The sequence below is a fragment of the Bacillus sp. FSL K6-6540 genome (assembly GCF_038007545.1).
Map to the genome: position 1 here is coordinate 1,460,037 of NZ_JBBOXH010000002.1, position 23,620 is coordinate 1,483,656.

A 23,620-nucleotide genomic window follows, 5' to 3' on the forward strand; every position below is an offset into this window, starting at 1 on the left:
AAAATCCTCCTTTTACAAGGAGGATTTTTTTGCTGTTTGAACAGGTCTTGTTAAAGAAATGAAAGCAAACAGGACAGCGATGATCACAATCGATCCGCCGCACCATGCCGTTGACACCACAGTACCCGTCTGATCCAAAACAACACCGCCAATGGCTGAGCCAAGGGCAATTCCGACTTGGAGGGCCGATGTGTTAAAGCTTTGCTGAATGTCAGACGAATCAGGTGCAATTTCAATTAAATAGCTTTGCTGAGCCGGGGCGAGGCTCCAGCTCAGAAGACCCCAAATCACCATGACAGGCAAAAAGAAAATCATAGACGATGTAGACAGCGGCAGTAAGAACATAATGATGGCAAAGGAACCGGTCACCAGCAAAATGCTCTTAAAGGAACCAAGCCGGTCAGATAGCGCTCCTCCGAAAGGGCCTCCGCATACAGCAGATATCCCGAAAAGGAAATAACAAATGCTGACCCAGAAAGAGCTCAGGTGAAGAGTCTCTTCTAAAAACGGCGCAAAGTAAGCGTAAAGCGTGTAGTGGCCAGCTAATGTAAACATCGTGACGAGGTGTGAACTCGCGATTTTCAGATTACCGATCGTCTTGAGTTGTTCCCGGAAAGGAATCATTTTCTCCGCCGGTATTCTTTCAAAGAAGATTGAAATAATCAGCATGGAGATCAGCGCCAACAGGCCGATGCCAAGGAACAAAATCCGCCACCCGAAGGAATCACTGATTAAGATTCCGACCGGCACGCCTAATGCGATAGCAGAGCTGAATCCCATAAAAATAATTCCGATTGCGCGGGCTCTGTATTCAGGCGCTACAATTTTCGGGGCAATTGTTAAAGAAAGCACAACAATCAGCCCTGTACTCATTGCTGCCAATACCCTAGATACCATCAGTGTTGCGAAATTAGGGCTGAAATAGGCGACAAGATTGCTAAGGAAGAAAACAAATAAAGCAATTAGATATAAGCGCTTCCGCTCAATCTTCGCAGTCAATGCCAAAAGCAGCGGCCCAGATACTGCATATCCCAGCGCAAACACACTGATCAGCTGTCCGGCTGAAACAATGGAAATGTCTAAATCATTTGCGATCTGAGGAAGAATTCCCCCCACAATTAACTCAACCAATCCGACTGCAATCGTAGAAGCTGCAAGCAGGAAAACTTTGAAATTCATAACAAACTCCTTTACTTAAATGTTTTGATAAATAAAAAAAATCCTGATTACAAAAAATGTCATAAACAAATTTTGTAATCAGGATTTTTACGGTTCCTGGTAGACACCCTCAAACCATATTATTGAGGTTATACAAGTGATAATAGCTATTTAATTGATTCGTTTCCGTTGATGAGTGTACCACATTATGAATGAATCTTCCATAGAAAAATTTACAAAATGATGAACCGGACAAGTATATGATTATATTTATTTTATAAAAGTATAGACATTTAAAAATAAATGACTATAATAATCGGTGTAAGCGTTTTAATCACAAGGGGGGATAGCAGTTGAAAAAAATATTACTCGCGTGCAGTTCAGGAATGTCTACCAGTTTATTGATGACAAAAATGAAGGAATACGCACAGTCTATCGGTGAGGAAGCAGAGATTTGGGCTGTTGGCCAGGATAAAGCAAAAGAAGACATGAGAAAAGCGGATGCCGTTTTGATCGGTCCGCAAATGAGCTTTCTGAAAAGCGAACTCCAAAAAGAAGCGGATCAATACAACATTCGGGTTGAAGTCATTGACATGATGGCCTACGGAATGGCTGATGGGAAAAAAGCGTATGAGCAGGCATTGTCCTTAATGGAGAATCTATAATGGAACAGGTGAAAATCACGAATTTAACAGACGAACAAATCAGTTTTCAGCTTATCCTGCACAGCGGCAATGCCCGCAGCTGCATCATACAATCACTGCGCGCCTACAAAGAAGGAAACAAGGATGAGGCGGATGCCCTCATTGCCAAGGCTGAGCAGGATTTATCCGCGGCCCATGACATTCACTTTCAAATGATACAGAAGGAATCCGGCGGAGAAGCACAAGCTTTCTCATTGCTGCTCATGCATGCGGAGGATCACCTGATGTCAACATTATCCATGAAAGAATTAGTGAAAGAGATGCTTGATCTCTTTAAAACCAAGAATCTATAAATAATCGGGGTGGATAGGGTGTTCGAGAAAATCAGCCAATTCCTTGTTCCAATTGCAGGGAGGTTAAACAATAACCGTTATTTGCAAGTGCTGCGTGATGCATTTATGCTGGCTTTCCCGCTTACGATATTCGGGTCCATTTTTGTCGTGTTAACGAATTTGCCGTTTCTAAACAAAATCATGAATGCCTCAATGCTTACATCGTTTCAGTCTCATTTCGGCATTGCCTCCACGGCGACTATGGGCATTATGTCTGTCTTTGTTGTGTTCGGGATAGGCTATTACCTGTCAAAAAGCTATCAGGTCGAAGCTGTATTTGGCGGAGCGATCGCTTTGGTTTCCTTTTTGCTCTTAACGCCATTTATCGTTCAGCCGGAAACAGGAGATGCCATTACAGGGGTTATTCCGGTCGACCGTCTCGGTGCAAAAGGGATGTTTCTTGGGATGATTACGGCATTTCTTTCTGGTGAAATTTACAGAAGAATCGTTCAAAAAAACCTGACAATCAAAATGCCAGCCGGCGTTCCGCCTGCTGTAGCAAAATCATTTGCCGCACTTATTCCGGCTTTTATCACATTGACCGTATTTTTGCTGATTAACGTAATGGTGACTCTGTTTTTTAAAACAAATATGCACGACGTCATTTATCACGCGATTCAGGCTCCGCTTGTCGGACTTGGAAGCGGTATCATTCCAACGCTGATTGCCGTGTTTTTCATTCAAATTCTTTGGTTTTTCGGACTGCATGGACAGATCATTATCAACTCCGTGATGGACCCGATTTGGAATACACTGCAGGTAGAAAACCTTTCTGCTTACACGGCGGGAAAAGAAATCCCTCATATTATTTCAAAACCGTTTATGGAGATTTATACAGTAGGGATGGGCGGAACCGGGATGACGCTTGCGATTGTGTTTACCATTCTCATATTCATGAAAAGTAGGCAGATGAAGCAAGTATCAAAACTTGGCCTCGCTCCCGGTATTTTTAACGTAAACGAACCGATTATCTTCGGGCTTCCGATTGTCATGAATCCGATCATTATTGTGCCTTGGGTGCTGGCGCCGATGGTTGTTACGCTCGTCACCTATCTGGCTATGTCAGCAGGGCTCGTTCCGCCTCCGACTGGTGTGACGGTGCCGTGGACGGTTCCATTATTCATTAATGGCATCATGGCGACGAACTCGATCATGGGGGGCGTGATGCAGCTTATCAATCTGCTGATTGTCTTCGTGATTTGGTTTCCGTTTCTAAAAGCAATGGATAAATTAAATCTGGCAAAAGAAAAAGAACAGGCTGTACAGGAAACAGCTGCTCAGCAAAATGATAACAGCATAAAAATGTGACATAAGGGGAGAGAGACTTGGCACAAACAGAACAATATCGTTTTCCAAAGGATTTTTGGTGGGGATCATCCGCTTCAGCAACACAAACGGAGGGTGCCGCCGACAGAGACGGAAAAGGCCAGAATATATGGGATTATTGGTTTGAAAAAGAACCGCATCGTTTTTTTGACCATGTCGGACCCGCAGAAACATCCCAATTTTACGACAACTATAAAGAAGATATCAGGCTGATGAAGGAGCTTGGCCACAACTCGTTCCGGATGTCGATTTCCTGGTCACGTTTAATACCAAACGGAACGGGCGAGATCAACGATAAAGCCGCAAATTTCTATAACAATGTCATTGATGAGCTGATCGCTAACGGAATTGAACCATTTGTCAATTTGTTTCATTTCGATATGCCGATGGCGCTTCAAAAAATCGGCGGCTGGGTCAACAGAGAGACGGTTGACGCGTATGAAAACTATGCAAGAACGTGCTTCCGTTTGTATGGCGGACGGGTGAAAAAATGGTTCACGCATAATGAACCAATTGTTCCCGTAGAAGGCGGATACCTATATGATTTTCATTATCCAAACAAGGTCGACTTTAAAGAGGCTGTCCAGGTTGGATTTCATACGATGCTGTCAAGTGCCCGTGCGATTCAGGTTTACAGGGAGATGGAGCAGGACGGAAAAATCGGAATCATTTTAAATTTGACTCCATCATACCCGAGAAGCAGCCATCCGGCGGATGTGAAAGCCGGGGAAATCGCAGACGCGTTTTTTAACAGATCTTTTTTAGACCCATCTGTCAAAGGCGAATTTCCCAAAGAGCTGGTTGACATTTTGAAGCATGAAGGCTTTATGCCAGATTACAACGCTGAAGATCTTGACATCATCAAAAAGAACACGGTTGACCTGTTGGGAGTGAATTATTACCAGCCGAGACGTGTGAAAGCGAAAGAACATCTTCCGAATCCCGACGCTCCTTTTTTGCCGGACAGGTATTTTGATCCCTACGTCATGCCGGGCCGCAAAATGAATCCGCATCGCGGCTGGGAGATCTATGAAAAAGGCGTTTATGATATTTTGATTAATTTAAAAGAAAACTACGGCAACATCGAGTGTTTTATCTCTGAAAACGGTATGGGGGTTGAAGGTGAAGAGCGATTCAGGGATGAACAAGGCATCATTCAAGATGATTACCGGATTGAATTTATAAAAGAGCACCTCAAATGGATTCACCGCGCCATACAGGAAGGATCAAACGTAAAAGGCTATCACTTATGGACGTTCATGGACAACTGGTCTTGGACAAATGCCTATAAAAACCGATACGGATTTGTATCAGTCAATCTTGAGAAAGACGGAGAAAGAACCGTCAAAAAGAGCGGAAAATGGTTCAAAAAGGTTGCTGAGCATAGCGGTTTCTAGGTTTTCCTAAAGGTCAAGATCTTCCGGCAATCATCATAACGAATAGAGATGACGAAAATCCGCAACATTGATGAAATAGGGAAAAGAACTTATGATATCCGTAAAAGCTTATGTGATATCAGACTCTAACAGCTGCCGGAGGATGTCAATGAATAAATACGAAATTATTGCAAATGAAATGAGAAATAGAATTAAAAATAACGTATATCCGATCGATCAGCCCATTCCTGATGAAGTATCTCTTGCAAAAGAATTTAACTCAAGCCGCATGACGATGAAGAGAGCCTTGGATAATTTAGTTGCCGAGGGTCTGCTGTTCAGAAAACGAGGCCATGGCACGTTTATTATTCAATCTGCAATACAGGATGACCATGTACATGTAGTCAGCAATGAGATTCTCGGATTGACCAACTTGCTGAAAGATAAAAAAATCCAAAGCAAGGTCATTCAGTTTGAAGTGCAATTTCCCACTGAGGAAGTGGCCGCCCATTTGTCTATTGATCAGAAAACACCGGTTTATTATGTCGTTCGGCTGCGAATTGTAGAAGGTGAACCCTATGTATTAGAAAAAACATATATGCCGACTCATTTAATACCGGGCATTAATGACGATGTCCTTCATGATTCGATCTACAATCATATTACAAATGTGCTGCAGCTCAAAATCGCCGGCTCACATCGGAAAATCAGAGCCTGCAAATCTGATCATATTGACCAGCAGCATCTGGGCTGTAAAAAGGATGATCCAATTCTTGAAGTTGAACATGTGGGCTTCTTAGATAACGGCATTCCATTTGAATATTCCTTTTCACGTCATCGGCATGACAAGTTTGTTGTGACTTCTGTAAACATACGGCGCTGATTGCGGAGACAACAAGGAGGCCATCTGCATGCTTGGCGGTATTGAAGCAGGCGGCACAAAGATTGTTTGTGCTGTCGGTAAGGAAGATGGAACAATCATTGACCGAATAGAATTCCCCACAAAGATGCCGGATGAAACGATAGAGAAAGTAATTCAATATTTTCGCCAATTTTCATTACAGGCAATCGGCATCGGTTCCTTTGGCCCTGTTGATAACGATAAAACCAGTCAAACATACGGTACCATTATGGCCACGCCGAAAGCGGGCTGGAGACACTACCCCTTTTTGCAAACCGTTAAGAACGAAATGAAGATCCCAGTCGGATTTAGTACAGATGTCAACGCTGCGGCGCTGGGTGAATTCCTTTTCGGTGAAGCGAAGGGTCTTGACAGCTGCCTGTATATAACGATTGGCACTGGCATCGGAGCGGGGGCTATTGTAGAGGGGAGGCTCCTTCAGGGGCTGTCACACCCAGAGATGGGCCATATTTATATCCGGAGGCACCCGGATGACGTATACCAAGGGAAGTGCCCTTATCATGGAGATTGCTTTGAAGGCTTAGCTTCAGGCCCCGCTATCGAAGCCCGCTGGGGAAAAAAAGCCGCGGATTTATCAGATATAGCCCAAGTCTGGGAACTGGAAGGGTACTATATTGCCCAAGCGCTGGCTCAGTATATTTTGATCCTTGCACCTAAAAAAATCATTCTTGGCGGCGGCGTCATGCAACAGAAACAAGTGTTTTCTTATATCTATCAATATGTACCAAAAATCATGAACAGCTACTTAGATTTTTCTGAATTATCAGATGATATAAATGATTATATTGTACCTCCACGTTTAGGCAGTAACGCCGGAATCATCGGCACGCTAGTTTTAGCGCATCAGGCCTTACAAGCAGAGGCAGCATCCGGGGAGGTGCGATCATGACGCATCCTTTATTTTTAGAGCCTGTCTTTAAAGAAAGACTATGGGGAGGGACGAAGCTTCGTGACGCTTTTGGCTACGCAATACCCTCACAAAAAACAGGTGAGTGCTGGGCCGTTTCTGCCCATGCCCATGGCCCGTCGGCTGTAAAGAACGGCCCGCTGGCAGAAAAGACACTAGATCAAGTATGGCAAGATCATCCAGAGATTTTCGGTTTTCCAGATAGGAAGGTGTTTCCGCTGCTGGTAAAGCTGCTGGACGCCAATATGGATCTCTCCGTGCAAGTCCATCCTGATGATGATTATGCAAATCTGCACGAAAATGGCGACCTTGGTAAAACGGAGTGCTGGTATATCATTGATTGCAAAGATGACGCCGAACTAATTTTGGGACATCACGCAAGCACAAAGGAAGAGTTCAAACAACGAATAGAAAGCGGTGATTGGAACGGGCTGCTGAGGCGAATCAAAATCAAGCCCGGAGATTTCTTTTATGTGCCAAGCGGTACACTCCATGCTTTATGTGAGGGAACCCTTGTCCTTGAAATCCAGCAAAACTCTGATACAACGTATCGCGTATACGATTATGACCGCTGTAATGACCAGGGCCAAAAAAGAACTCTTCATATAGAAAAAGCCATGGAAGTCATAACGATACCGCATATCGATAAAGTGCATACACCGGTAGTAAAAGAAGTTGGTAACGCTGAGATCATTGTTTATGTGCAATCAGATTATTTCTCAGTGTACAAATGGAAGATTAGCGGCCGAGCTGCTTTTCCTTCACATCAAACCTATTTGCTGGGGAGTGTTCTGAGCGGATCAGGACGAATCATAAATAATGGTATTCAGTATGAATGCAATGCAGGCTCACACTTTGTCTTGCCTGCGCATTTTGGCGAGTTTTCAATAGAAGGAACATGTGAATTCATGATATCTCATCCTTAATGAATGGGGGAGTTGCATTTGTTTAAGAAACATACGATCTCTTTGCTCATTATATTTTTACTTGCGTCTGCTGTTTTAGCAAAACCAATTGAAGCGCATACTGTGTCGCCTGTGAATCCTAATGCCCAGCAGACAACAAAAGCAGTGATGAACTGGCTTGCGCACCTGCCGAACCGAACGGAAAACAGAGTCCTTTCCGGAGCGTTCGGAGGTTACAGTCATGACACATTTTCTATGGCTGAGGCTGATAGAATCCGAAGCGCCACCGGGCAATCGCCTGCTATTTACGGCTGCGATTATGCCAGAGGGTGGCTTGAAACAGCTAAAATTGAAGATTCAATAGATGTAAGCTGCAACGGTGATTTAATTTCGTATTGGAAAAATGGCGGAATTCCGCAAATTAGTTTGCACCTGGCGAACCCTGCTTTTCAGTCAGGGCATTTTAAAACACCGATTACAAACGATCAGTATAAAAAAATACTAGATTCTTCAACAGCAGAAGGAAAGCGGCTAAATGCCATGCTCAGCAAAATTGCTGACGGACTTCAAGAGCTGGAGAACCAAGGTGTGCCTGTTCTGTTCAGGCCGCTGCATGAAATGAACGGCGAATGGTTTTGGTGGGGACTTACATCATATAACCAAAAGGATAATGAAAGAATCTCTCTATATAAACAGCTCTACAAGAAAATCTATCATTATATGACCGACACAAGAGGACTTGATCATTTGATTTGGGTTTACTCTCCCGACGCCAACCGAGATTTTAAAACTGATTTTTACCCGGGCGCGTCTTACGTGGATATTGTCGGATTAGATGCGTATTTTCAAGATGTCTACTCGATCAATGGATACGATCAGCTAACAACGCTTAATAAGCCATTTGCTTTTACAGAAGTCGGCCCGCAAACAGCAAACGGCAGCTTCGATTACAGCCTGTTCATCAATGCAATAAAACAAAAATATCCTAAAACCATTTACTTTCTGGCATGGAATGATGAATGGAGCCCAGCTGTAAACAAGGGTGCTTCGGCTTTATATCATGACAGCTGGACACTCAATAAGGGAGAAATATGGAACGGCGATTCTTTAACGCCAATCGTTGAATGAATCAGTAATGTACAATAAGAAGGTGCTCAAGAAGTTTCTTGAGCACCTTCCCACTGGATTAAGCATTCATATCGCCTAACCCAGGACTGTGTTCATTTGGTATTTCAGGAAGCACTGGTACGGGAAACCCTGCCGGAGGATCTATTACTTGCAACTCTCCGCCATTTCGGCTTGGAGATTTCCCTTGATAGATTTCACCGATTCTCGTTTCATCCAACCTAAAGTTAAACTGTGCATTATGGTAGCCTAATTCGACATACTTTCTGCACTCAGGATATTTATTAATGTCATAATTCGGTACAGGGAGGAGCTTCGCCCACTCAACGCCCAATGTCTCGAGCGCTTTCGCGAATGCATTCTGGTGAGCATTGTCGCGTACAATCAGAAAAGCAAGTGTTTCGCGGAACGTCTGATTAGAGCTCATTTCATAAATTCTTGTTTTTTGCAGCACACCTGTCGACTCAAGAAGCAGGTTATCCAGCAGGTCAGTAATTAAGTTTCCGTGGTTATACACCCACGACCCGTTCCACGGATTGCCCCCTGCATCAACGGGAAGGGAACTTTGCGCACCAATAATATAATGATGAGGATTAGCATGTTTAACGGCTTCATTAAGTGGTGCTTGATCTGCACCTTGACTGCCGACACCTTCACCGCCTGATTCATCTAATAAAGCATTGATTGTGTTTTGAACCAGTTCAACGTGGGCAATCTCCTCTAAAAAAATGCCGCGAAGCAGATCGCGGTACTGTTTCTGCTTTCCTCTGAAATTAGAGCTTTGGAAAAAAAACTGCATCATTGTACGCATTTCTCCGTAATGACCGCCTAATATCTCCTGCAGGACCTTAGCAGCTGCCGGGTCTGGTTTGTCCGGTTTAATGATATTAATCAGTTCCTCTTTGTAGTAATACATAACACGCCTCATTTCTTCTTAAGAGATTTTCTTATATTATTTGTAAGATGAGATAAAATATATACATGAGAAGGGGGGAAAGAAGAGAATAAAAAAATACAGAAAAAGTGTTGACCAAATAAAACAGGCATGGTATATTATTAAACGTCGCTGATGAACAGCGTGAAACAAAACGAAAAACAAAAAAAGTTTTTCTGAGGTGTTTACAAGATTTTAAAAATGTGTATAATAAGAAAAGTCGAATTGAAAAAGATTCGAAAAAACATTTTAAAAAACTTCTTGACTTCACCATCAAATGATAGTATGATAGTTAAGTCGCTTGATAAGCGCCCGTAGCTCAATTGGATAGAGCGTTTGACTACGGATCAAAAGGTTAGGGGTTCGACTCCTCTCGGGCGCGCCATTTAAGATACCACGCGGGTGTAGTTTAGTGGTAAAACCTCAGCCTTCCAAGCTGATGTCGTGAGTTCGATTCTCATCACCCGCTCCATTATTGAATGATCTTTGAAAACTAAACAAGACAAAACGTACCTGTTAATTCATTTTTATAAATCGCGCAGCAATGTGCGTAGTCAGTCAAACTAGGGCCTGCACGACGCAGGTCACACAGGTGTCGCCGCAGGATGCGGTGAACTTAACCTGTGATCCATTTATCGGAGAGTTTGATCCTGGCTCAGGACGAACGCTGGCGGCGTGCCTAATACATGCAAGTCGAGCGGACAGATGGGAGCTTGCTCCCTGATGTTAGCGGCGGACGGGTGAGTAACACGTGGGTAACCTGCCTGTAAGACTGGGATAACTCCGGGAAACCGGGGCTAATACCGGATGGTTGTTTGAACCGCATGGTTCAAACATAAAAGGTGGCTTCGGCTACCACTTACAGATGGACCCGCGGCGCATTAGCTAGTTGGTGAGGTAATGGCTCACCAAGGCAACGATGCGTAGCCGACCTGAGAGGGTGATCGGCCACACTGGGACTGAGACACGGCCCAGACTCCTACGGGAGGCGGCAGTAGGGAATCTTCCGCAATGGACGAAAGTCTGACGGAGCAACGCCGCGTGAGTGATGAAGGTTTTCGGATCGTAAAGCTCTGTTGTTAGGGAAGAACAAGTACCGTTCGAATAGGGCGGTACCTTGACGGTACCTAACCAGAAAGCCACGGCTAACTACGTGCCAGCAGCCGCGGTAATACGTAGGTGGCAAGCGTTGTCCGGAATTATTGGGCGTAAAGGGCTCGCAGGCGGTTTCTTAAGTCTGATGTGAAAGCCCCCGGCTCAACCGGGGAGGGTCATTGGAAACTGGGGAACTTGAGTGCAGAAGAGGAGAGTGGAATTCCACGTGTAGCGGTGAAATGCGTAGAGATGTGGAGGAACACCAGTGGCGAAGGCGACTCTCTGGTCTGTAACTGACGCTGAGGAGCGAAAGCGTGGGGAGCGAACAGGATTAGATACCCTGGTAGTCCACGCCGTAAACGATGAGTGCTAAGTGTTAGGGGGTTTCCGCCCCTTAGTGCTGCAGCTAACGCATTAAGCACTCCGCCTGGGGAGTACGGTCGCAAGACTGAAACTCAAAGGAATTGACGGGGGCCCGCACAAGCGGTGGAGCATGTGGTTTAATTCGAAGCAACGCGAAGAACCTTACCAGGTCTTGACATCCTCTGACAATCCTAGAGATAGGACGTCCCCTTCGGGGGCAGAGTGACAGGTGGTGCATGGTTGTCGTCAGCTCGTGTCGTGAGATGTTGGGTTAAGTCCCGCAACGAGCGCAACCCTTGATCTTAGTTGCCAGCATTCAGTTGGGCACTCTAAGGTGACTGCCGGTGACAAACCGGAGGAAGGTGGGGATGACGTCAAATCATCATGCCCCTTATGACCTGGGCTACACACGTGCTACAATGGACAGAACAAAGGGCAGCGAAACCGCGAGGTTAAGCCAATCCCACAAATCTGTTCTCAGTTCGGATCGCAGTCTGCAACTCGACTGCGTGAAGCTGGAATCGCTAGTAATCGCGGATCAGCATGCCGCGGTGAATACGTTCCCGGGCCTTGTACACACCGCCCGTCACACCACGAGAGTTTGTAACACCCGAAGTCGGTGAGGTAACCTTTTAGGAGCCAGCCGCCGAAGGTGGGACAGATGATTGGGGTGAAGTCGTAACAAGGTAGCCGTATCGGAAGGTGCGGCTGGATCACCTCCTTTCTAAGGATATTATACGGAATATAAGACCTTGGGTCTTATAAACAGAACGTTCCCTGTCTTGTTTAGTTTTGAAGGATCATTCCTTCGAAACGTGTTCTTTGAAAACTAGATAACAGTAGACATCACATTCAATTAGTAACACAAGATATCACATAGTGATTCTTTTTAACGGTTAAGTTAGAAAGGGCGCACGGTGGATGCCTTGGCACTAGGAGCCGATGAAGGACGGGACGAACACCGATATGCTTCGGGGAGCTGTAAGCAAGCTTTGATCCGGAGATTTCCGAATGGGGAAACCCACCACTCGTAATGGAGTGGTATCCATATCTGAATTCATAGGATATGAGAAGGCAGACCCGGGGAACTGAAACATCTAAGTACCCGGAGGAAGAGAAAGCAAATGCGATTCCCTGAGTAGCGGCGAGCGAAACGGGATTAGCCCAAACCAAGAGGCTTGCCTCTTGGGGTTGTAGGACACTCTGTACGGAGTTACAAAAGAACGAGGTAGATGAAGAGGTCTGGAAAGGCCCGCCATAGGAGGTAACAGCCCTGTAGTCAAAACTTCGTTCTCTCCTGAGTGGATCCTGAGTACGGCGGAACACGTGAAATTCCGTCGGAATCCGGGAGGACCATCTCCCAAGGCTAAATACTCCCTAGTGACCGATAGTGAACCAGTACCGTGAGGGAAAGGTGAAAAGCACCCCGGAAGGGGAGTGAAAGAGATCCTGAAACCGTGTGCCTACAAGTAGTCAGAGCCCGTTAACGGGTGATGGCGTGCCTTTTGTAGAATGAACCGGCGAGTTACGATCCCGTGCAAGGTTAAGCAGAAGATGCGGAGCCGCGGCGAAAGCGAGTCTGAATAGGGCGCATGAGTACGTGGTCGTAGACCCGAAACCAGGTGATCTACCCATGTCCAGGGTGAAGTTCAGGTAACACTGAATGGAGGCCCGAACCCACGCACGTTGAAAAGTGCGGGGATGAGGTGTGGGTAGGGGTGAAATGCCAATCGAACCTGGAGATAGCTGGTTCTCTCCGAAATAGCTTTAGGGCTAGCCTCAAGGTAAGAGTCTTGGAGGTAGAGCACTGATTGGACTAGGGGCCCCTACCGGGTTACCGAATTCAGTCAAACTCCGAATGCCAATGACTTATCCTTGGGAGTCAGACTGCGAGTGATAAGATCCGTAGTCGAAAGGGAAACAGCCCAGACCGCCAGCTAAGGTCCCAAAGTATACGTTAAGTGGAAAAGGATGTGGAGTTGCTTAGACAACCAGGATGTTGGCTTAGAAGCGACCACCATTTAAAGAGTGCGTAATAGCTCACTGGTCGAGTGACTCTGCGCCGAAAATGTACCGGGGCTAAACGTATCACCGAAGCTGCGGACTGTTCTTCGAACAGTGGTAGGAGAGCGTTCTAAGGGCTGTGAAGCCAGACCGGAAGGACTGGTGGAGCGCTTAGAAGTGAGAATGCCGGTATGAGTAGCGAAAGAGGGGTGAGAATCCCCTCCACCGAATGCCTAAGGTTTCCTGAGGAAGGCTCGTCCGCTCAGGGTTAGTCGGGACCTAAGCCGAGGCCGAAAGGCGTAGGCGATGGACAACAGGTTGATATTCCTGTACCACCTCCTCACCATTTGAGCAATGGGGGGACGCAGGAGGATAGGGTAAGCGCGGTATTGGATATCCGCGTCCAAGCAGTTAGGCTGGGAAATAGGCAAATCCGTTTCCCATAAGGCTGAGCTGTGATGGCGAGCGAAATATAGTAGCGAAGTTCCTGATTCCACACTGCCAAGAAAAGCCTCTAGCGAGGTGAGAGGTGCCCGTACCGCAAACCGACACAGGTAGGCGAGGAGAGAATCCTAAGGTGATCGAGAGAACTCTCGTTAAGGAACTCGGCAAAATGACCCCGTAACTTCGGGAGAAGGGGTGCTCTGTTAGGGTGCAAGCCCGAGAGAGCCGCAGTGAATAGGCCCAGGCGACTGTTTAGCAAAAACACAGGTCTCTGCGAAGCCGTAAGGCGAAGTATAGGGGCTGACGCCTGCCCGGTGCTGGAAGGTTAAGAGGAGCGCTTAGCGTAAGCGAAGGTGCGAATTGAAGCCCCAGTAAACGGCGGCCGTAACTATAACGGTCCTAAGGTAGCGAAATTCCTTGTCGGGTAAGTTCCGACCCGCACGAAAGGCGCAACGATCTGGGCACTGTCTCAACGAGAGACTCGGTGAAATTATAGTACCTGTGAAGATGCAGGTTACCCGCGACAGGACGGAAAGACCCCGTGGAGCTTTACTGCAGCCTGATATTGAATGTTGGTACAGCTTGTACAGGATAGGTAGGAGCCTTGGAAACCGGAGCGCCAGCTTCGGTGGAGGCATCGGTGGGATACTACCCTGGCTGTATTGACCTTCTAACCCGCCGCCCTTATCGGGCGGGGAGACAGTGTCAGGTGGGCAGTTTGACTGGGGCGGTCGCCTCCTAAAAGGTAACGGAGGCGCCCAAAGGTTCCCTCAGAATGGTTGGAAATCATTCGCAGAGTGTAAAGGCACAAGGGAGCTTGACTGCGAGACTTACAAGTCGAGCAGGGACGAAAGTCGGGCTTAGTGATCCGGTGGTTCCGCATGGAAGGGCCATCGCTCAACGGATAAAAGCTACCCCGGGGATAACAGGCTTATCTCCCCCAAGAGTCCACATCGACGGGGAGGTTTGGCACCTCGATGTCGGCTCATCGCATCCTGGGGCTGTAGTCGGTCCCAAGGGTTGGGCTGTTCGCCCATTAAAGCGGTACGCGAGCTGGGTTCAGAACGTCGTGAGACAGTTCGGTCCCTATCCGTCGCGGGCGCAGGAAATTTGAGAGGAGCTGTCCTTAGTACGAGAGGACCGGGATGGACGCACCGCTGGTGTACCAGTTGTTCTGCCAAGGGCATCGCTGGGTAGCTATGTGCGGACGGGATAAGTGCTGAAAGCATCTAAGCATGAAGCCCCCCTCAAGATGAGATTTCCCATTCCGCAAGGAAGTAAGATCCCTGAAAGATGATCAGGTTGATAGGTCTGAGGTGGAAGTGTGGCGACACATGGAGCTGACAGATACTAATCGATCGAGGACTTAACCATATTTTTGAATGATGTCACACCTGTTATCTAGTTTTGAGAGAACACTCTCAATTTGTTTGTTAAATGTCACTGGTCGATAGCGAAGAGGTCACACCCGTTCCCATCCGAACACGGAAGTTAAGCTCTTCAGCGCCGATGGTAGTCGGGGGTTTCCCCCTGTGAGAGTAGGACGCCGCCAAGCATTACTTTTATCATCGCGGGGTGGAGCAGTTCGGTAGCTCGTCGGGCTCATAACCCGAAGGTCGCAGGTTCAAATCCTGCCCCCGCAACCAAATATATGGTTAAATAAGGAGTGCCCTAAGGGTGCAACCAAAATAATCCTATACAAATATGGTCCGGTAGTTCAGTTGGTTAGAATGCCTGCCTGTCACGCAGGAGGTCGCGGGTTCGAGTCCCGTCCGGACCGCCATTAATGTAAACGAAACGATCATGTTTTCGTTTTTTTTGTGTTTTCTTTTACTGTATCTTCTGCTTGGTGTCATAGCCAAGCTTTCTTTATATCGGGAACATCTTGGATATTTCAGCAAAATTCGATAAACTAGGAAGAGCACATATAGGCATAATCAGGGTTGAAAGGAGATTTTGGTTCATGGATGAATTTGATTTGATACATAGCATTACTCCGCGGACCATTCACCATTCTTCCGTTGATGTAGGAATAGGTGATGATGCAGCGCTCTACACTGCGAAACACGGCGTTCAGGAAATTGTTTGTGTTGATACTATGGTAGAAGACGTGCACTTCAAATTACACTATTCCTCACCTGAAGATATCGGGTACAAGGCGTTAGCCGTTAATGTAAGTGATATTGCCGCGATGGGAGGCATTCCTAAGTTTTATCTGGTATCACTTGCGGTACCTTCAAAATGGACTGAATCTGAAATCAAGGCGATGTATGAAGGAATGAATGAACTGGCGAAACTATATCAGATGGATCTGATTGGCGGCGATACAGTTTCTACCGCTGACAAATTAGTCGTTACAGTCACTGTGATCGGTGAAATTGAAAAGGGGCAGGCCTGTTTGCGGAGCTTGGCAAAACCGGATGATATTGTGTTTGTAACCGGTGAAATCGGTTCTTCTGCAGCAGGGCTTTCTTTATTGCTGGAAGAGACTAATCCTCAAAACTCATCTGTGGAAACGGATTACTTTATCCATAGGCATAAACGGCCTGAGCCAAGAGTAAGCGTCGGCAGATTATGCTCGAGTTTTAAACGGGCAGCTTTAAATGATGTTAGTGACGGATTGGCTAATGAACTGAACGAGATTGCAGAAGCCAGCTGTGTTTCAATTGAAATTGATGAAAGCATGCTTCCAATTCATTCTGATTTACCTAAGCTTCATCCTAACTGGAAAGAATGGGCTTTGTTTGGCGGTGAGGATTTTGAGCTGACAGGGACGGTTTCAAAAGAGGAGTGGGAAGTGTTGAAGCAGCAGTGCGCAGCACGTCAACTTCCCATTACAAAGATTGGCCATGTCAGGGAAAAAACAAAATCTAAAGTGATCCTAAAAACAGATCAAACATCAATGATCTTAGAGAAAAAGGGATATAATCATTTTAAATAAGACGGGTGACTCGTGTGAAGCAATTAAAATGGAGAACTGTAAATCCAGAAGAAACAAAAGCAATTGCCAAGCTTGCGGCAGCGTTTGCTAAACCGGGAGACGTCCTGACATTAGAGGGCGATTTAGGTGCAGGAAAAACGACTTTTACGAAAGGTTTTGCAGAAGGGCTGGGAATTACACGTGTTGTAAACAGTCCGACTTTTACAATTATAAAAGAATATAACGATGGCGTACTTCCTCTTTATCACATGGATGTGTATAGAATGGAAGATGAAAGTGAAGATTTGGGACTTGATGAATATTTTCACGGACAAGGTGTCTGTCTCGTTGAATGGGCTCATTTAATTGAAGAACAGCTGCCGCAGGAGCGACTGCAAATTGTCATCAAAAGAGCTGGTGATGATGAGCGGGAAATTACCTTTACTGCTGTCGGGAATCGGTATGAAAAGCTTTGTGAGGAGTTAAGTAGACATGACAATATTAGCAATTGATACATCAAATTATACATTGGGCATTGCGCTGCTTCGAGAAGACACTGTTATAGCAGAATACATTACATATTTGAAAAAGAACCACTCTGTAAGAGCGATGCCTGCTGTTCATTCATTGCTGAATGATTGTGATATGGCACCGCAGGACCTTTCTAAAATTGTCGTTGCAAAAGGCCCTGGTTCATACACAGGAGTAAGAATAGGTGTGACGTTGGCCAAAACACTTGCCTGGTCTTTAGACATTCCAATAAGTGCTGTATCAAGTCTTGAGACGCTTGCGGCAAATGGCCGGCATTTTGACGGTCTGATCAGCCCAATCTTTGATGCTAGACGGGGACAGGTGTACACAGGTCTGTATCAATATAAAAATGGACTTTTAGAGCAAGTTGTTCCAGATCAAAATGTGATGCTGGCAGATTGGCTGGAGATGTTAAAAGAAAAGGATCGTCCTGTTTTGTTTTTAGGTCACGACACTTCTATTCACAAGCAGATGATAGAGGATGTTCTTAGAACAAAAGGATTCATTGGAACTGCCGTCCAGCATAACCCGCGTCCTTCAGAATTGGCTTTTCTCGGGAAGGAAAAGGAAGCAGCTGATGTTCATGGGCTTGTCCCGGATTACTTGCGGCTGGCAGAAGCTGAAGCGAAATGGATTGAAAGTCAAAAGTAGGGTGATAGGATGAAAACAAAAGCAGCGGTCAGAAATATGCGGCTTGAAGATATAGATCACGTATACGAAATCGAAGCATCCTCCTTTACGTCTCCTTGGACGAAGGATTCGTTTTATCATGAGCTGCTGGAAAATCCGTATGCTCATTATCTCGTGATTGAAAAGGACGGCCATGTTGTTGGGTATTGCGGGATTTGGATTGTGATGGATGATGCCCAGATTACAAATATAGCAATAAAACCAGAGTATCGCGGCCAGTCTTTAGGAGAAACGCTTTTTCGCTCAGCTGTTGAACTGTGCAAAGAAAAAGACGCAAGGCGGCTTTCGCTTGAAGTGAGGGTTTCGAATCATCCTGCTCAAGGCTTATATAAGAAATTCGGGATGCAGCCCGGCGGAATAAGAAAGAACTATTATACTGATAACGGGGAAGATGCGTTAATTATGTGGGTGACGATAAATGAGTGAGCAAAAAGACATGTACGTATTAGGAATTGAAACAAGCTGTGATGAGACTGCTGCAGCTATTGTGAAAAACGGAAAAGAGATCATTTCAAACGTAGTAGCCTCTCAAATTGAAAGCCATAAGCGCTTCGGAGGAGTTGTTCCGGAAATTGCTTCAAGACATCATGTTGAACAAATCACTTTGGTTATAGAAGAGGCGTTTCGCAAAGCTGGCATGACGTATAGTGATATTGATGCGATTGCAGTAACAGAAGGTCCGGGACTGGTGGGAGCGCTTCTTATCGGAGTGAATGCCGCTAAAGCATTGAGCTTTGCACATAACATTCCGTTAGTAGGCGTTCAGCATATAGCCGGTCATATATACGCGAACCGTCTTGTAGAAGACATCGTGTTCCCGGCACTGGCATTGGTCGTTTCAGGAGGCCATACAGAACTGGTTTATATGAAGGAACATGGATCATTTGAAGTCATTGGGGAAACCCTTGATGATGCGGCAGGAGAAGCCTACGACAAAGTGGCGCGGACGATGGGATTGCCATATCCGGGTGGACCGCAAATTGACAAGCTAGCTGAAAAAGGGAATGACAATATTCCGCTTCCTCGCGCATGGCTTGAAGAAGGCTCTTACAACTTCAGCTTTAGCGGATTGAAGTCTGCGGTGATCAATACGCTTCATAATGCATCCCAAAAAGGGCAAGAGATTGCTCCGGAAGATTTGTCTGCCAGTTTCCAAAATAGTGTGATCGATGTCTTGGTAACCAAAACGGCGCGCGCGGCAAAGGAATATGATGTCAAACAGGTCCTTTTAGCCGGAGGAGTAGCTGCAAACAGAGGCCTCAGAGCTGCATTAGAAAAGGAATTTGCCCAGCATGAAGGGATTACGCTTGTCATTCCTCCATTAGCTTTATGCACGGATAATGCTGCGATGATTGCTGCTGCTGGTACAATTGCTTTTGAAAAAGGAATTCGCGGTGCATATGATATGAATGGCCAGCCCGGCCTTGAATTGACTTCTTATCAAAGTCTCACGAGATAATAGCGTGAGACTTTTTATATGTTTGTTATTAACAGATAATTCACAATTTATCCACATGTCTGTGAGTAATTATAGAGATATAGATGGATAAAGGGCTGAAGTCGCTGTTAATAAAGTGGATAAATTCAGAATGTTTTGTGAATATTGTGTATAAAGCGCTTACTTTGTTTTGCTTATTAGGGTATGTTCTGTGGATAAAAAGCACCTCTAAAAAGAGGTGCTTGACTTTTTTAATCTTCTTCTGTGGATAGTTCTTCCCATTCGGACAAAAGAGATTCCAGCTCCTGATTGAGCTTCTCATTGTCTGCATGGATAGCTTGTACTTTTTCATGATCCTGATAGACTTCAGGGTCACATAGCAATTCATCATTGCGGCTGATGTTTTCTTCAATGGTTTGAACAGTGGTTTCAATTTCTTCAATCCGACGGAGTCGTTGGCGCTCTTTCTTTTTCCATTCTTTTTCTTCCTCGTAGGAACGTTTGGAGTCAGACTTCACTGTAGCTGGCGTTTTTTCAGTTTCCTCTTGTTGATTTATTTTCTCCAATTCAAGCTGCTCTGTTTTTTTCTCTGTATAATAATCGTAATCTCCCAGATACTCCTCTATATGGCTTGAAGAAAGCTCCAATACTCTTGTAGCGATTCTGTTAATAAAATATCTGTCATGTGAGACAAATAACAGTGTGCCTGGATAATCAATCAGCGCGTTTTCGAGAACTTCTTTGCTGTCTAAATCCAGATGGTTAGTCGGTTCATCAAGGATGAGAAAGTTGGCTTTTTGAAGCATCAGCTTAGCTAGAGCCAATCTTGCTTTTTCGCCTCCGCTCAGTGAATGAACTGGTTTCAGCACATCATCTCCGGAGAATAAGAAATTTCCGAGACACGTTCTGATTTCTTTTTCTGGGAGCCCGGGGTACTCGTCCCACAGCTCATCAAGGACACGTTTAGAGGAAGTCAGCTCAGCCTGTTCCTGATCATAATAGCCGACACTGACATTTGAGCCGTATGAGATCGTTCCTTGATCTGGTTTTAGGATGTCTATCAATGTTTTCAGCAATGTTGATTTACCAATTCCGTTAGGGCCGACAAGCGCGGCGCTTTCTCCTCTTGTCAGCATGAATGACACTTCTGTTAAAAGCGGCGGCTGGTTTTCATAGCTGATTGTGAGATCCTGAACACGGAGGACTTCATTTCCGCTCTGTTTTGTAATATCAAAATGAAAGTTTGCGGATTTTTCATCGCCAAGCGGTTTTGACATGACTTCCATTCGCTCCAGTTGCTTTCTGCGGCTTTGCGCCCTTTTGGTGGTAGAGGCTCTCGCCAGATTTCGGTCTACGAAGTCCTGCAGCTTTGCAATTTCGTCCTGCTGCTTTTCATACATTTTCAGATCTTTTTCATACTGCGCAGCTTTTTGGTCGAGATAAGCGCTGTAGTTGCCGTGATACTTTTTGCTTTCTGCTCTTGATACCTCGTATACCTGGTTTACTACTTTGTCCAAAAAGTAGCGGTCATGCGAAACGATGAGAATGGCGCCTGAATAGCCTTGCAAATAATGCTCAAGCCAGGTAAGCGTATCAATATCCAGATGGTTTGTCGGCTCATCGAGAATGAGCAAATCAGGCTGTGTTAACAGAAGCTTACCTAAAGCCAGTCTTGTTTTCTGGCCTCCGCTGAGGCTTTGAACCTGTGTAGAATCGTCAAAATGGCTGAAGCCGAGACCATGCAGCACAGATCTTACATCCGCTTCATATTGATAGCCGCCTTTATCTTTGAATTCCTGCTGAAGGCGGTCGTAGGTTTTCATGATGCTTTCTAATTCACCCGGGTCAGCTGCCGCCATTTTTTCTTCCATAGCCCGCATTTCCTTTTCCATTGCTTTTAAGTGGTCAAAAACAGTCAGCAGCTCTTCTTTTATGGTAAGCTTAGAATCCAAGCCAGTATGCTGGGCGAGATATCCCATTGTAATATCTTTCGGTTTAATAATTTCGCCCTTTTCATACGAAAGCTGGCCTGCGATAATTTTAAGGAGCGTGGATTTTCCGGCGCCATTTCTTCCTACAATGGCGATGCGATCACGATTTCTGACTTCCAGCTTTATATTGTTTAAAATAGTATCAGCACCAAACGATTTGGACAGCTGATTAACTTGTAAGATCATCATATTATTTCACCTCTGCTATAATAAGTTAAGTGTAGCTTATGAACCAGAAGTCAGCAAACAATACATTGGCCATATAAGACATAGAGAAGAAAATAGTGTATGATCTGTTTAAGGAGCGTTTTAATATGAATGGATTTTCTCATTTTAATGAACAGGGCAGAGCCCAGATGGTGGATATCAGCGAAAAATCTTCGACTGTCCGTACTGCGGCGGCTGTTTCAAGCGTACACATGAAGAATGAGGTGTACGAGAAAATACAAAGTCACGATATCGGCAAAGGAGATGTACTGGCTGTCGCGCAGGTGGCAGGCATTATGGCCGCAAAGCAAACGTCGAATATCATTCCGATGTGCCATCCGCTTTCATTGAGCGGGGTAGATATATCGTTTGACTGGAAAATAAAAGAAGCAGAAGTTATACTTCATATAAAAGCACAGGTCAAAACGAAAGGGAGTACAGGTGTGGAAATGGAAGCGCTCACTTCTGCATCGGTGTGCGCTCTTACCGTTTACGATATGTGCAAGGCCCTTGATAAGGGGATGGTCATCGGCCCTACTTTCTTGCTGGAGAAGACAGGCGGGAAAAACGGTGACTTTAAAAGAGAACTATCCGAGTATAATTTGGAGGACCAAAAATGAATAAGGATCAATCAAAAATTCCGCAGGCGACGGCGAAACGGCTGCCGCTTTACTATCGCTTTTTAAAGAATCTGCATGCGTCAGGAAAACAGCGTGTATCATCCGCTGAACTCAGTGATGCCGTAAAGGTTGATTCTGCCACGATTCGGAGGGATTTTTCCTATTTTGGAGCTCTTGGCAAAAAAGGATACGGATATAATGTGGATTATTTGCTGTCTTTTTTCCGAAAAACGCTTGATCAGGATGAAATGACAGACGTCATCTTGATTGGTGTCGGGAACTTGGGAACGGCATTTCTTCACTATAATTTCACAAAAAATAATAACACAAAAATTTCTATGGCTTTTGATATAAATGAGAGTAAAATAGGAACTGAGGTAGGCGGCGTGCCCGTCTATAACCTCGATGACCTTGAACAACACGTAAAAGATGAATCAGTTGCCATTCTTACAGTGCCAGCAGTTGCCGCTCAATCCATTACAGACAGATTGGTCGCATTAGGAATCAAGGGAATCCTTAATTTTACGCCGGCCCGTTTGAATGTGCCGGAACACATTCGAATTCATCATATAGATTTAGCAGTTGAGCTTCAGTCACTGGTTTATTTTTTGAAACATTACTCAGTTTTAGAGGAAATCGAATAGAGGGAAAGGAGGAGCCCAAATATGCCGATCGGTCCTGGAAGCCTTGCTGTTATCGCAATCGTTGCTCTGATTATCTTCGGTCCCAAAAAGCTGCCTGAATTGGGGAAAGCAGCGGGAGACACACTTCGTGAATTCAAAAACGCTACTAAAGGATTAACGAGTGATGAAGAGGAAAAAAAGAAAGAAGATCAGTAAGTTAGGATGACAAGAATGAAAGTGAATCAAATGTCGCTGCTGGAGCATATTGCTGAGCTTCGAAAACGGTTGCTGATTGTAGCTCTGGCGTTTGTCGTTTTCTTTATTGCTGGATTTTTTTTAGCAAAGCCGATTATAGTGTATCTGCAAGAAACAGATGAAGCGAAGCAGCTTACGCTTAACGCGTTTAACCTGACAGACCCGCTTTATGTGTTTATGCAGTTTGCGTTTATCATCGGCATAGTCCTGACCTCGCCGGTTATTCTTTATCAGCTTTGGGCTTTTGTGAGCCCGGGTCTCTATGAGAAAGAGCGCAAAGTAACGCTCAGCTACATTCCGATCTCTATTTTGCTGTTTTTAGCGGGCTTATCTTTTTCATATTATATTTTATTTCCTTTTGTTGTTGATTTTATGAAGCGAATTTCTCAGGACTTGAATGTCAATCAGGTGATCGGAATTAATGAATATTTTCATTTTCTTCTGCAGCTGACGATTCCGTTTGGACTGCTGTTCCAAATGCCGGTCATCCTCATGTTTTTGACCAGGCTCGGAATTGTGACACCGATGTTCTTGGCGAAAATCAGAAAGTATGCGTATTTTACGCTGCTGGTGATCGCAGCCCTGATTACACCGCCTGAGCTTCTGTCCCATATGATGGTCACAGTCCCGCTTTTGATTTTATATGAAATCAGTATTCTGATATCGAAGGCCGCTTATCGGAAAGCGCAGAAAAGCAGTGCTGCCGATCAGGACGTGTCTTCGGGGCAATAATAAAAAATCCATTTCTCA

The 23,620-nt window shown here is 45.3% G+C and carries 20 protein-coding genes, 4 tRNA genes, 3 rRNA genes and 1 riboswitch; of the genes, 24 read left to right on the forward strand and 3 right to left on the reverse strand.

The annotated features are described in order from the left end of the window. Positions 1-12: 12 nt before the first annotated feature. Positions 13-1,179, reverse strand: a complete 1,167-nt coding sequence (pbuE, locus tag MHH82_RS39890; RefSeq protein WP_072175214.1) for a purine transporter PbuE — start codon at positions 1,177-1,179, stop codon at positions 13-15. A 55-nt stretch (positions 1,180-1,234) separates the two neighbouring features. Next, a riboswitch (purine riboswitch) is annotated at positions 1,235-1,335 on the reverse strand. A gap of 176 nt (positions 1,336-1,511) precedes the next feature. Here pbuE and MHH82_RS39895 point away from each other — a divergent pair. The 8 genes from MHH82_RS39895 (at position 1,512) to gmuG (ending at position 8,758) form a co-directional block, all read left to right on the forward strand. Next, entirely contained in the window at positions 1,512-1,823 is a 312-nt protein-coding gene (locus MHH82_RS39895; protein WP_072175215.1) for a PTS sugar transporter subunit IIB, read from the forward strand. Next, a complete protein-coding gene (locus MHH82_RS39900) occupies positions 1,823-2,155 on the forward strand; it encodes a PTS lactose/cellobiose transporter subunit IIA (protein ID WP_021481624.1) in 333 nt (110 codons plus the stop codon). The genes MHH82_RS39895 and MHH82_RS39900 overlap by 1 nt, the downstream gene beginning before the upstream one ends. 18 nt (positions 2,156-2,173) lie before the next feature. Continuing rightward, positions 2,174-3,502, forward strand: coding sequence for a PTS cellobiose transporter subunit IIC (gene celB / locus MHH82_RS39905; protein WP_015715334.1), 1,329 nt, complete (start codon positions 2,174-2,176; stop codon positions 3,500-3,502). A gap of 17 nt (positions 3,503-3,519) precedes the next feature. Then, the gene (gene gmuD / locus MHH82_RS39910; protein ID WP_072175216.1) at positions 3,520-4,917 is read left to right on the forward strand and encodes a 6-phospho-beta-glucosidase GmuD; all 1,398 of its coding nucleotides are present in this window, start codon (positions 3,520-3,522) and stop codon (positions 4,915-4,917) included. Positions 4,918-5,065: 148 nt separating this feature from the next. Next, positions 5,066-5,779, forward strand: coding sequence for a transcriptional regulator GmuR (gene gmuR, locus MHH82_RS39915; protein WP_032727116.1), 714 nt, complete (start codon positions 5,066-5,068; stop codon positions 5,777-5,779). A 28-nt stretch (positions 5,780-5,807) separates the two neighbouring features. Further along, complete coding sequence (gene gmuE, locus MHH82_RS39920) at positions 5,808-6,707, forward strand: fructokinase GmuE (RefSeq protein WP_072173541.1); 900 nt, start codon at positions 5,808-5,810, stop codon at positions 6,705-6,707. After that, the gene (gene manA / locus MHH82_RS39925; RefSeq protein ID WP_072175217.1) at positions 6,704-7,651 is read left to right on the forward strand and encodes a mannose-6-phosphate isomerase, class I; all 948 of its coding nucleotides are present in this window, start codon (positions 6,704-6,706) and stop codon (positions 7,649-7,651) included. Before gmuE ends, manA begins: the two co-directional genes overlap by 4 nt. An 18-nt stretch (positions 7,652-7,669) precedes the next feature. Continuing rightward, the gene (gene gmuG / locus MHH82_RS39930; RefSeq protein WP_072175218.1) at positions 7,670-8,758 is read left to right on the forward strand and encodes a mannan endo-1,4-beta-mannosidase; all 1,089 of its coding nucleotides are present in this window, start codon (positions 7,670-7,672) and stop codon (positions 8,756-8,758) included. Positions 8,759-8,816: 58 nt separating this feature from the next. Here the strand turns inward: gmuG and MHH82_RS39935 are convergent, their stop codons facing one another. After that, positions 8,817-9,671, reverse strand: coding sequence for a manganese catalase family protein (locus tag MHH82_RS39935; protein ID WP_021481617.1), 855 nt, complete (start codon positions 9,669-9,671; stop codon positions 8,817-8,819). Positions 9,672-9,997: 326 nt separating this feature from the next. Between MHH82_RS39935 and MHH82_RS39940 the strand changes: the two genes are divergently transcribed. From MHH82_RS39940 to tsaD, 12 genes are all read left to right on the forward strand, one after another. Then, positions 9,998-10,074: transfer RNA gene (locus MHH82_RS39940), tRNA-Arg, on the forward strand. A 13-nt stretch (positions 10,075-10,087) separates the two neighbouring features. After that, positions 10,088-10,161: transfer RNA gene (locus tag MHH82_RS39945), tRNA-Gly, on the forward strand. Between the two features lie 160 nt (positions 10,162-10,321). Beyond that, a 16S ribosomal RNA gene (locus MHH82_RS39950) occupies positions 10,322-11,871 on the forward strand. Between the two features lie 170 nt (positions 11,872-12,041). Then, positions 12,042-14,969: ribosomal RNA gene (locus tag MHH82_RS39955) — 23S ribosomal RNA — on the forward strand. 68 nt (positions 14,970-15,037) lie between these two features. Then, positions 15,038-15,150 (forward strand): 5S ribosomal RNA (gene rrf, locus MHH82_RS39960). The 16S, 23S and 5S rRNA genes sit together here with 4 tRNA genes alongside, the layout of an rRNA operon. 14 nt (positions 15,151-15,164) lie before the next feature. Next, positions 15,165-15,241: transfer RNA gene (locus MHH82_RS39965), tRNA-Met, on the forward strand. A gap of 60 nt (positions 15,242-15,301) precedes the next feature. Beyond that, positions 15,302-15,378: transfer RNA gene (locus tag MHH82_RS39970), tRNA-Asp, on the forward strand. A 180-nt stretch (positions 15,379-15,558) separates the two neighbouring features. Then, entirely contained in the window at positions 15,559-16,536 is a 978-nt protein-coding gene (gene thiL / locus MHH82_RS39975) for a thiamine-phosphate kinase (protein ID WP_072175432.1), read from the forward strand. A gap of 14 nt (positions 16,537-16,550) precedes the next feature. Continuing rightward, on the forward strand, positions 16,551-17,027 hold the full coding sequence (gene tsaE / locus MHH82_RS39980; protein ID WP_015252685.1) for a tRNA (adenosine(37)-N6)-threonylcarbamoyltransferase complex ATPase subunit type 1 TsaE: 477 nt from the start codon (positions 16,551-16,553) through the stop codon (positions 17,025-17,027). Further along, positions 17,008-17,697 (forward strand): tRNA (adenosine(37)-N6)-threonylcarbamoyltransferase complex dimerization subunit type 1 TsaB, encoded by a 690-nt coding sequence (gene tsaB, locus MHH82_RS39985; protein ID WP_015252684.1) that lies wholly within the window; start codon positions 17,008-17,010, stop codon positions 17,695-17,697. Before tsaE ends, tsaB begins: the two co-directional genes overlap by 20 nt. 9 nt (positions 17,698-17,706) lie before the next feature. After that, positions 17,707-18,162 carry a ribosomal protein S18-alanine N-acetyltransferase gene (gene rimI / locus MHH82_RS39990; protein ID WP_015252683.1) on the forward strand — a complete coding sequence of 152 codons (456 nt, stop codon included), beginning with the start codon at positions 17,707-17,709 and terminating at the stop codon, positions 18,160-18,162. Then, positions 18,155-19,195, forward strand: a complete 1,041-nt coding sequence (gene tsaD, locus MHH82_RS39995; protein ID WP_072175433.1) for a tRNA (adenosine(37)-N6)-threonylcarbamoyltransferase complex transferase subunit TsaD — start codon at positions 18,155-18,157, stop codon at positions 19,193-19,195. Before rimI ends, tsaD begins: the two co-directional genes overlap by 8 nt. A 230-nt stretch (positions 19,196-19,425) precedes the next feature. Here the strand turns inward: tsaD and MHH82_RS40000 are convergent, their stop codons facing one another. Further along, positions 19,426-21,354 carry an ABC-F family ATP-binding cassette domain-containing protein gene (locus MHH82_RS40000; protein ID WP_072175434.1) on the reverse strand — a complete coding sequence of 643 codons (1,929 nt, stop codon included), beginning with the start codon at positions 21,352-21,354 and terminating at the stop codon, positions 19,426-19,428. A 125-nt stretch (positions 21,355-21,479) separates the two neighbouring features. Between MHH82_RS40000 and moaC the strand changes: the two genes are divergently transcribed. The 4 genes from moaC to tatC are packed head-to-tail and all read left to right on the forward strand — an operon-like array spanning position 21,480 to position 23,602. Then, complete coding sequence (moaC, locus tag MHH82_RS40005) at positions 21,480-21,992, forward strand: cyclic pyranopterin monophosphate synthase MoaC (RefSeq protein WP_003243499.1); 513 nt, start codon at positions 21,480-21,482, stop codon at positions 21,990-21,992. Continuing rightward, positions 21,989-22,636: a redox-sensing transcriptional repressor Rex gene (locus MHH82_RS40010; RefSeq protein WP_003234073.1), complete on the forward strand. Its 648-nt coding sequence runs from the start codon at positions 21,989-21,991 to the stop codon at positions 22,634-22,636. The genes moaC and MHH82_RS40010 overlap by 4 nt, the downstream gene beginning before the upstream one ends. Positions 22,637-22,657: 21 nt before the next feature. Next, positions 22,658-22,831 carry a sec-independent protein translocase protein TatAY gene (tatAY, locus tag MHH82_RS40015; RefSeq protein WP_003234072.1) on the forward strand — a complete coding sequence of 58 codons (174 nt, stop codon included), beginning with the start codon at positions 22,658-22,660 and terminating at the stop codon, positions 22,829-22,831. A 6-nt stretch (positions 22,832-22,837) separates the two neighbouring features. Further along, positions 22,838-23,602, forward strand: a complete 765-nt coding sequence (gene tatC, locus MHH82_RS40020; RefSeq protein WP_015252680.1) for a twin-arginine translocase subunit TatC — start codon at positions 22,838-22,840, stop codon at positions 23,600-23,602. The last annotated feature ends 18 nt before the right edge of the window (positions 23,603-23,620 follow it).

Bases quoted from the DNA above. Each gene is read 5' to 3' on its own strand.
- tsaB (WP_015252684.1), top strand. From the start codon at position 17,008: ATGACAATATTAGCAATTGATACATCAAATTATACATTGGGCATTGCG.
- MHH82_RS40010 (WP_003234073.1), top strand. From the start codon at position 21,989: ATGAATAAGGATCAATCAAAAATTCCGCAGGCGACGGCGAAACGGCTG.
- thiL (WP_072175432.1), top strand. From the start codon at position 15,559: ATGGATGAATTTGATTTGATACATAGCATTACTCCGCGGACCATTCAC.
- rimI (WP_015252683.1), top strand. From the start codon at position 17,707: ATGAAAACAAAAGCAGCGGTCAGAAATATGCGGCTTGAAGATATAGAT.
- manA (WP_072175217.1), top strand. From the start codon at position 6,704: ATGACGCATCCTTTATTTTTAGAGCCTGTCTTTAAAGAAAGACTATGG.
- tatC (WP_015252680.1), top strand. From the start codon at position 22,838: ATGACAAGAATGAAAGTGAATCAAATGTCGCTGCTGGAGCATATTGCT.
- MHH82_RS39935 (WP_021481617.1), bottom strand. From the start codon at position 9,671: ATGTATTACTACAAAGAGGAACTGATTAATATCATTAAACCGGACAAA.
- tatAY (WP_003234072.1), top strand. From the start codon at position 22,658: ATGCCGATCGGTCCTGGAAGCCTTGCTGTTATCGCAATCGTTGCTCTG.
- moaC (WP_003243499.1), top strand. From the start codon at position 21,480: ATGAATGGATTTTCTCATTTTAATGAACAGGGCAGAGCCCAGATGGTG.
- tsaD (WP_072175433.1), top strand. From the start codon at position 18,155: ATGAGTGAGCAAAAAGACATGTACGTATTAGGAATTGAAACAAGCTGT.
- gmuR (WP_032727116.1), top strand. From the start codon at position 5,066: ATGAATAAATACGAAATTATTGCAAATGAAATGAGAAATAGAATTAAA.
- MHH82_RS40000 (WP_072175434.1), bottom strand. From the start codon at position 21,354: ATGATGATCTTACAAGTTAATCAGCTGTCCAAATCGTTTGGTGCTGAT.
- gmuE (WP_072173541.1), top strand. From the start codon at position 5,808: ATGCTTGGCGGTATTGAAGCAGGCGGCACAAAGATTGTTTGTGCTGTC.
- pbuE (WP_072175214.1), bottom strand. From the start codon at position 1,179: ATGAATTTCAAAGTTTTCCTGCTTGCAGCTTCTACGATTGCAGTCGGA.
- MHH82_RS39900 (WP_021481624.1), top strand. From the start codon at position 1,823: ATGGAACAGGTGAAAATCACGAATTTAACAGACGAACAAATCAGTTTT.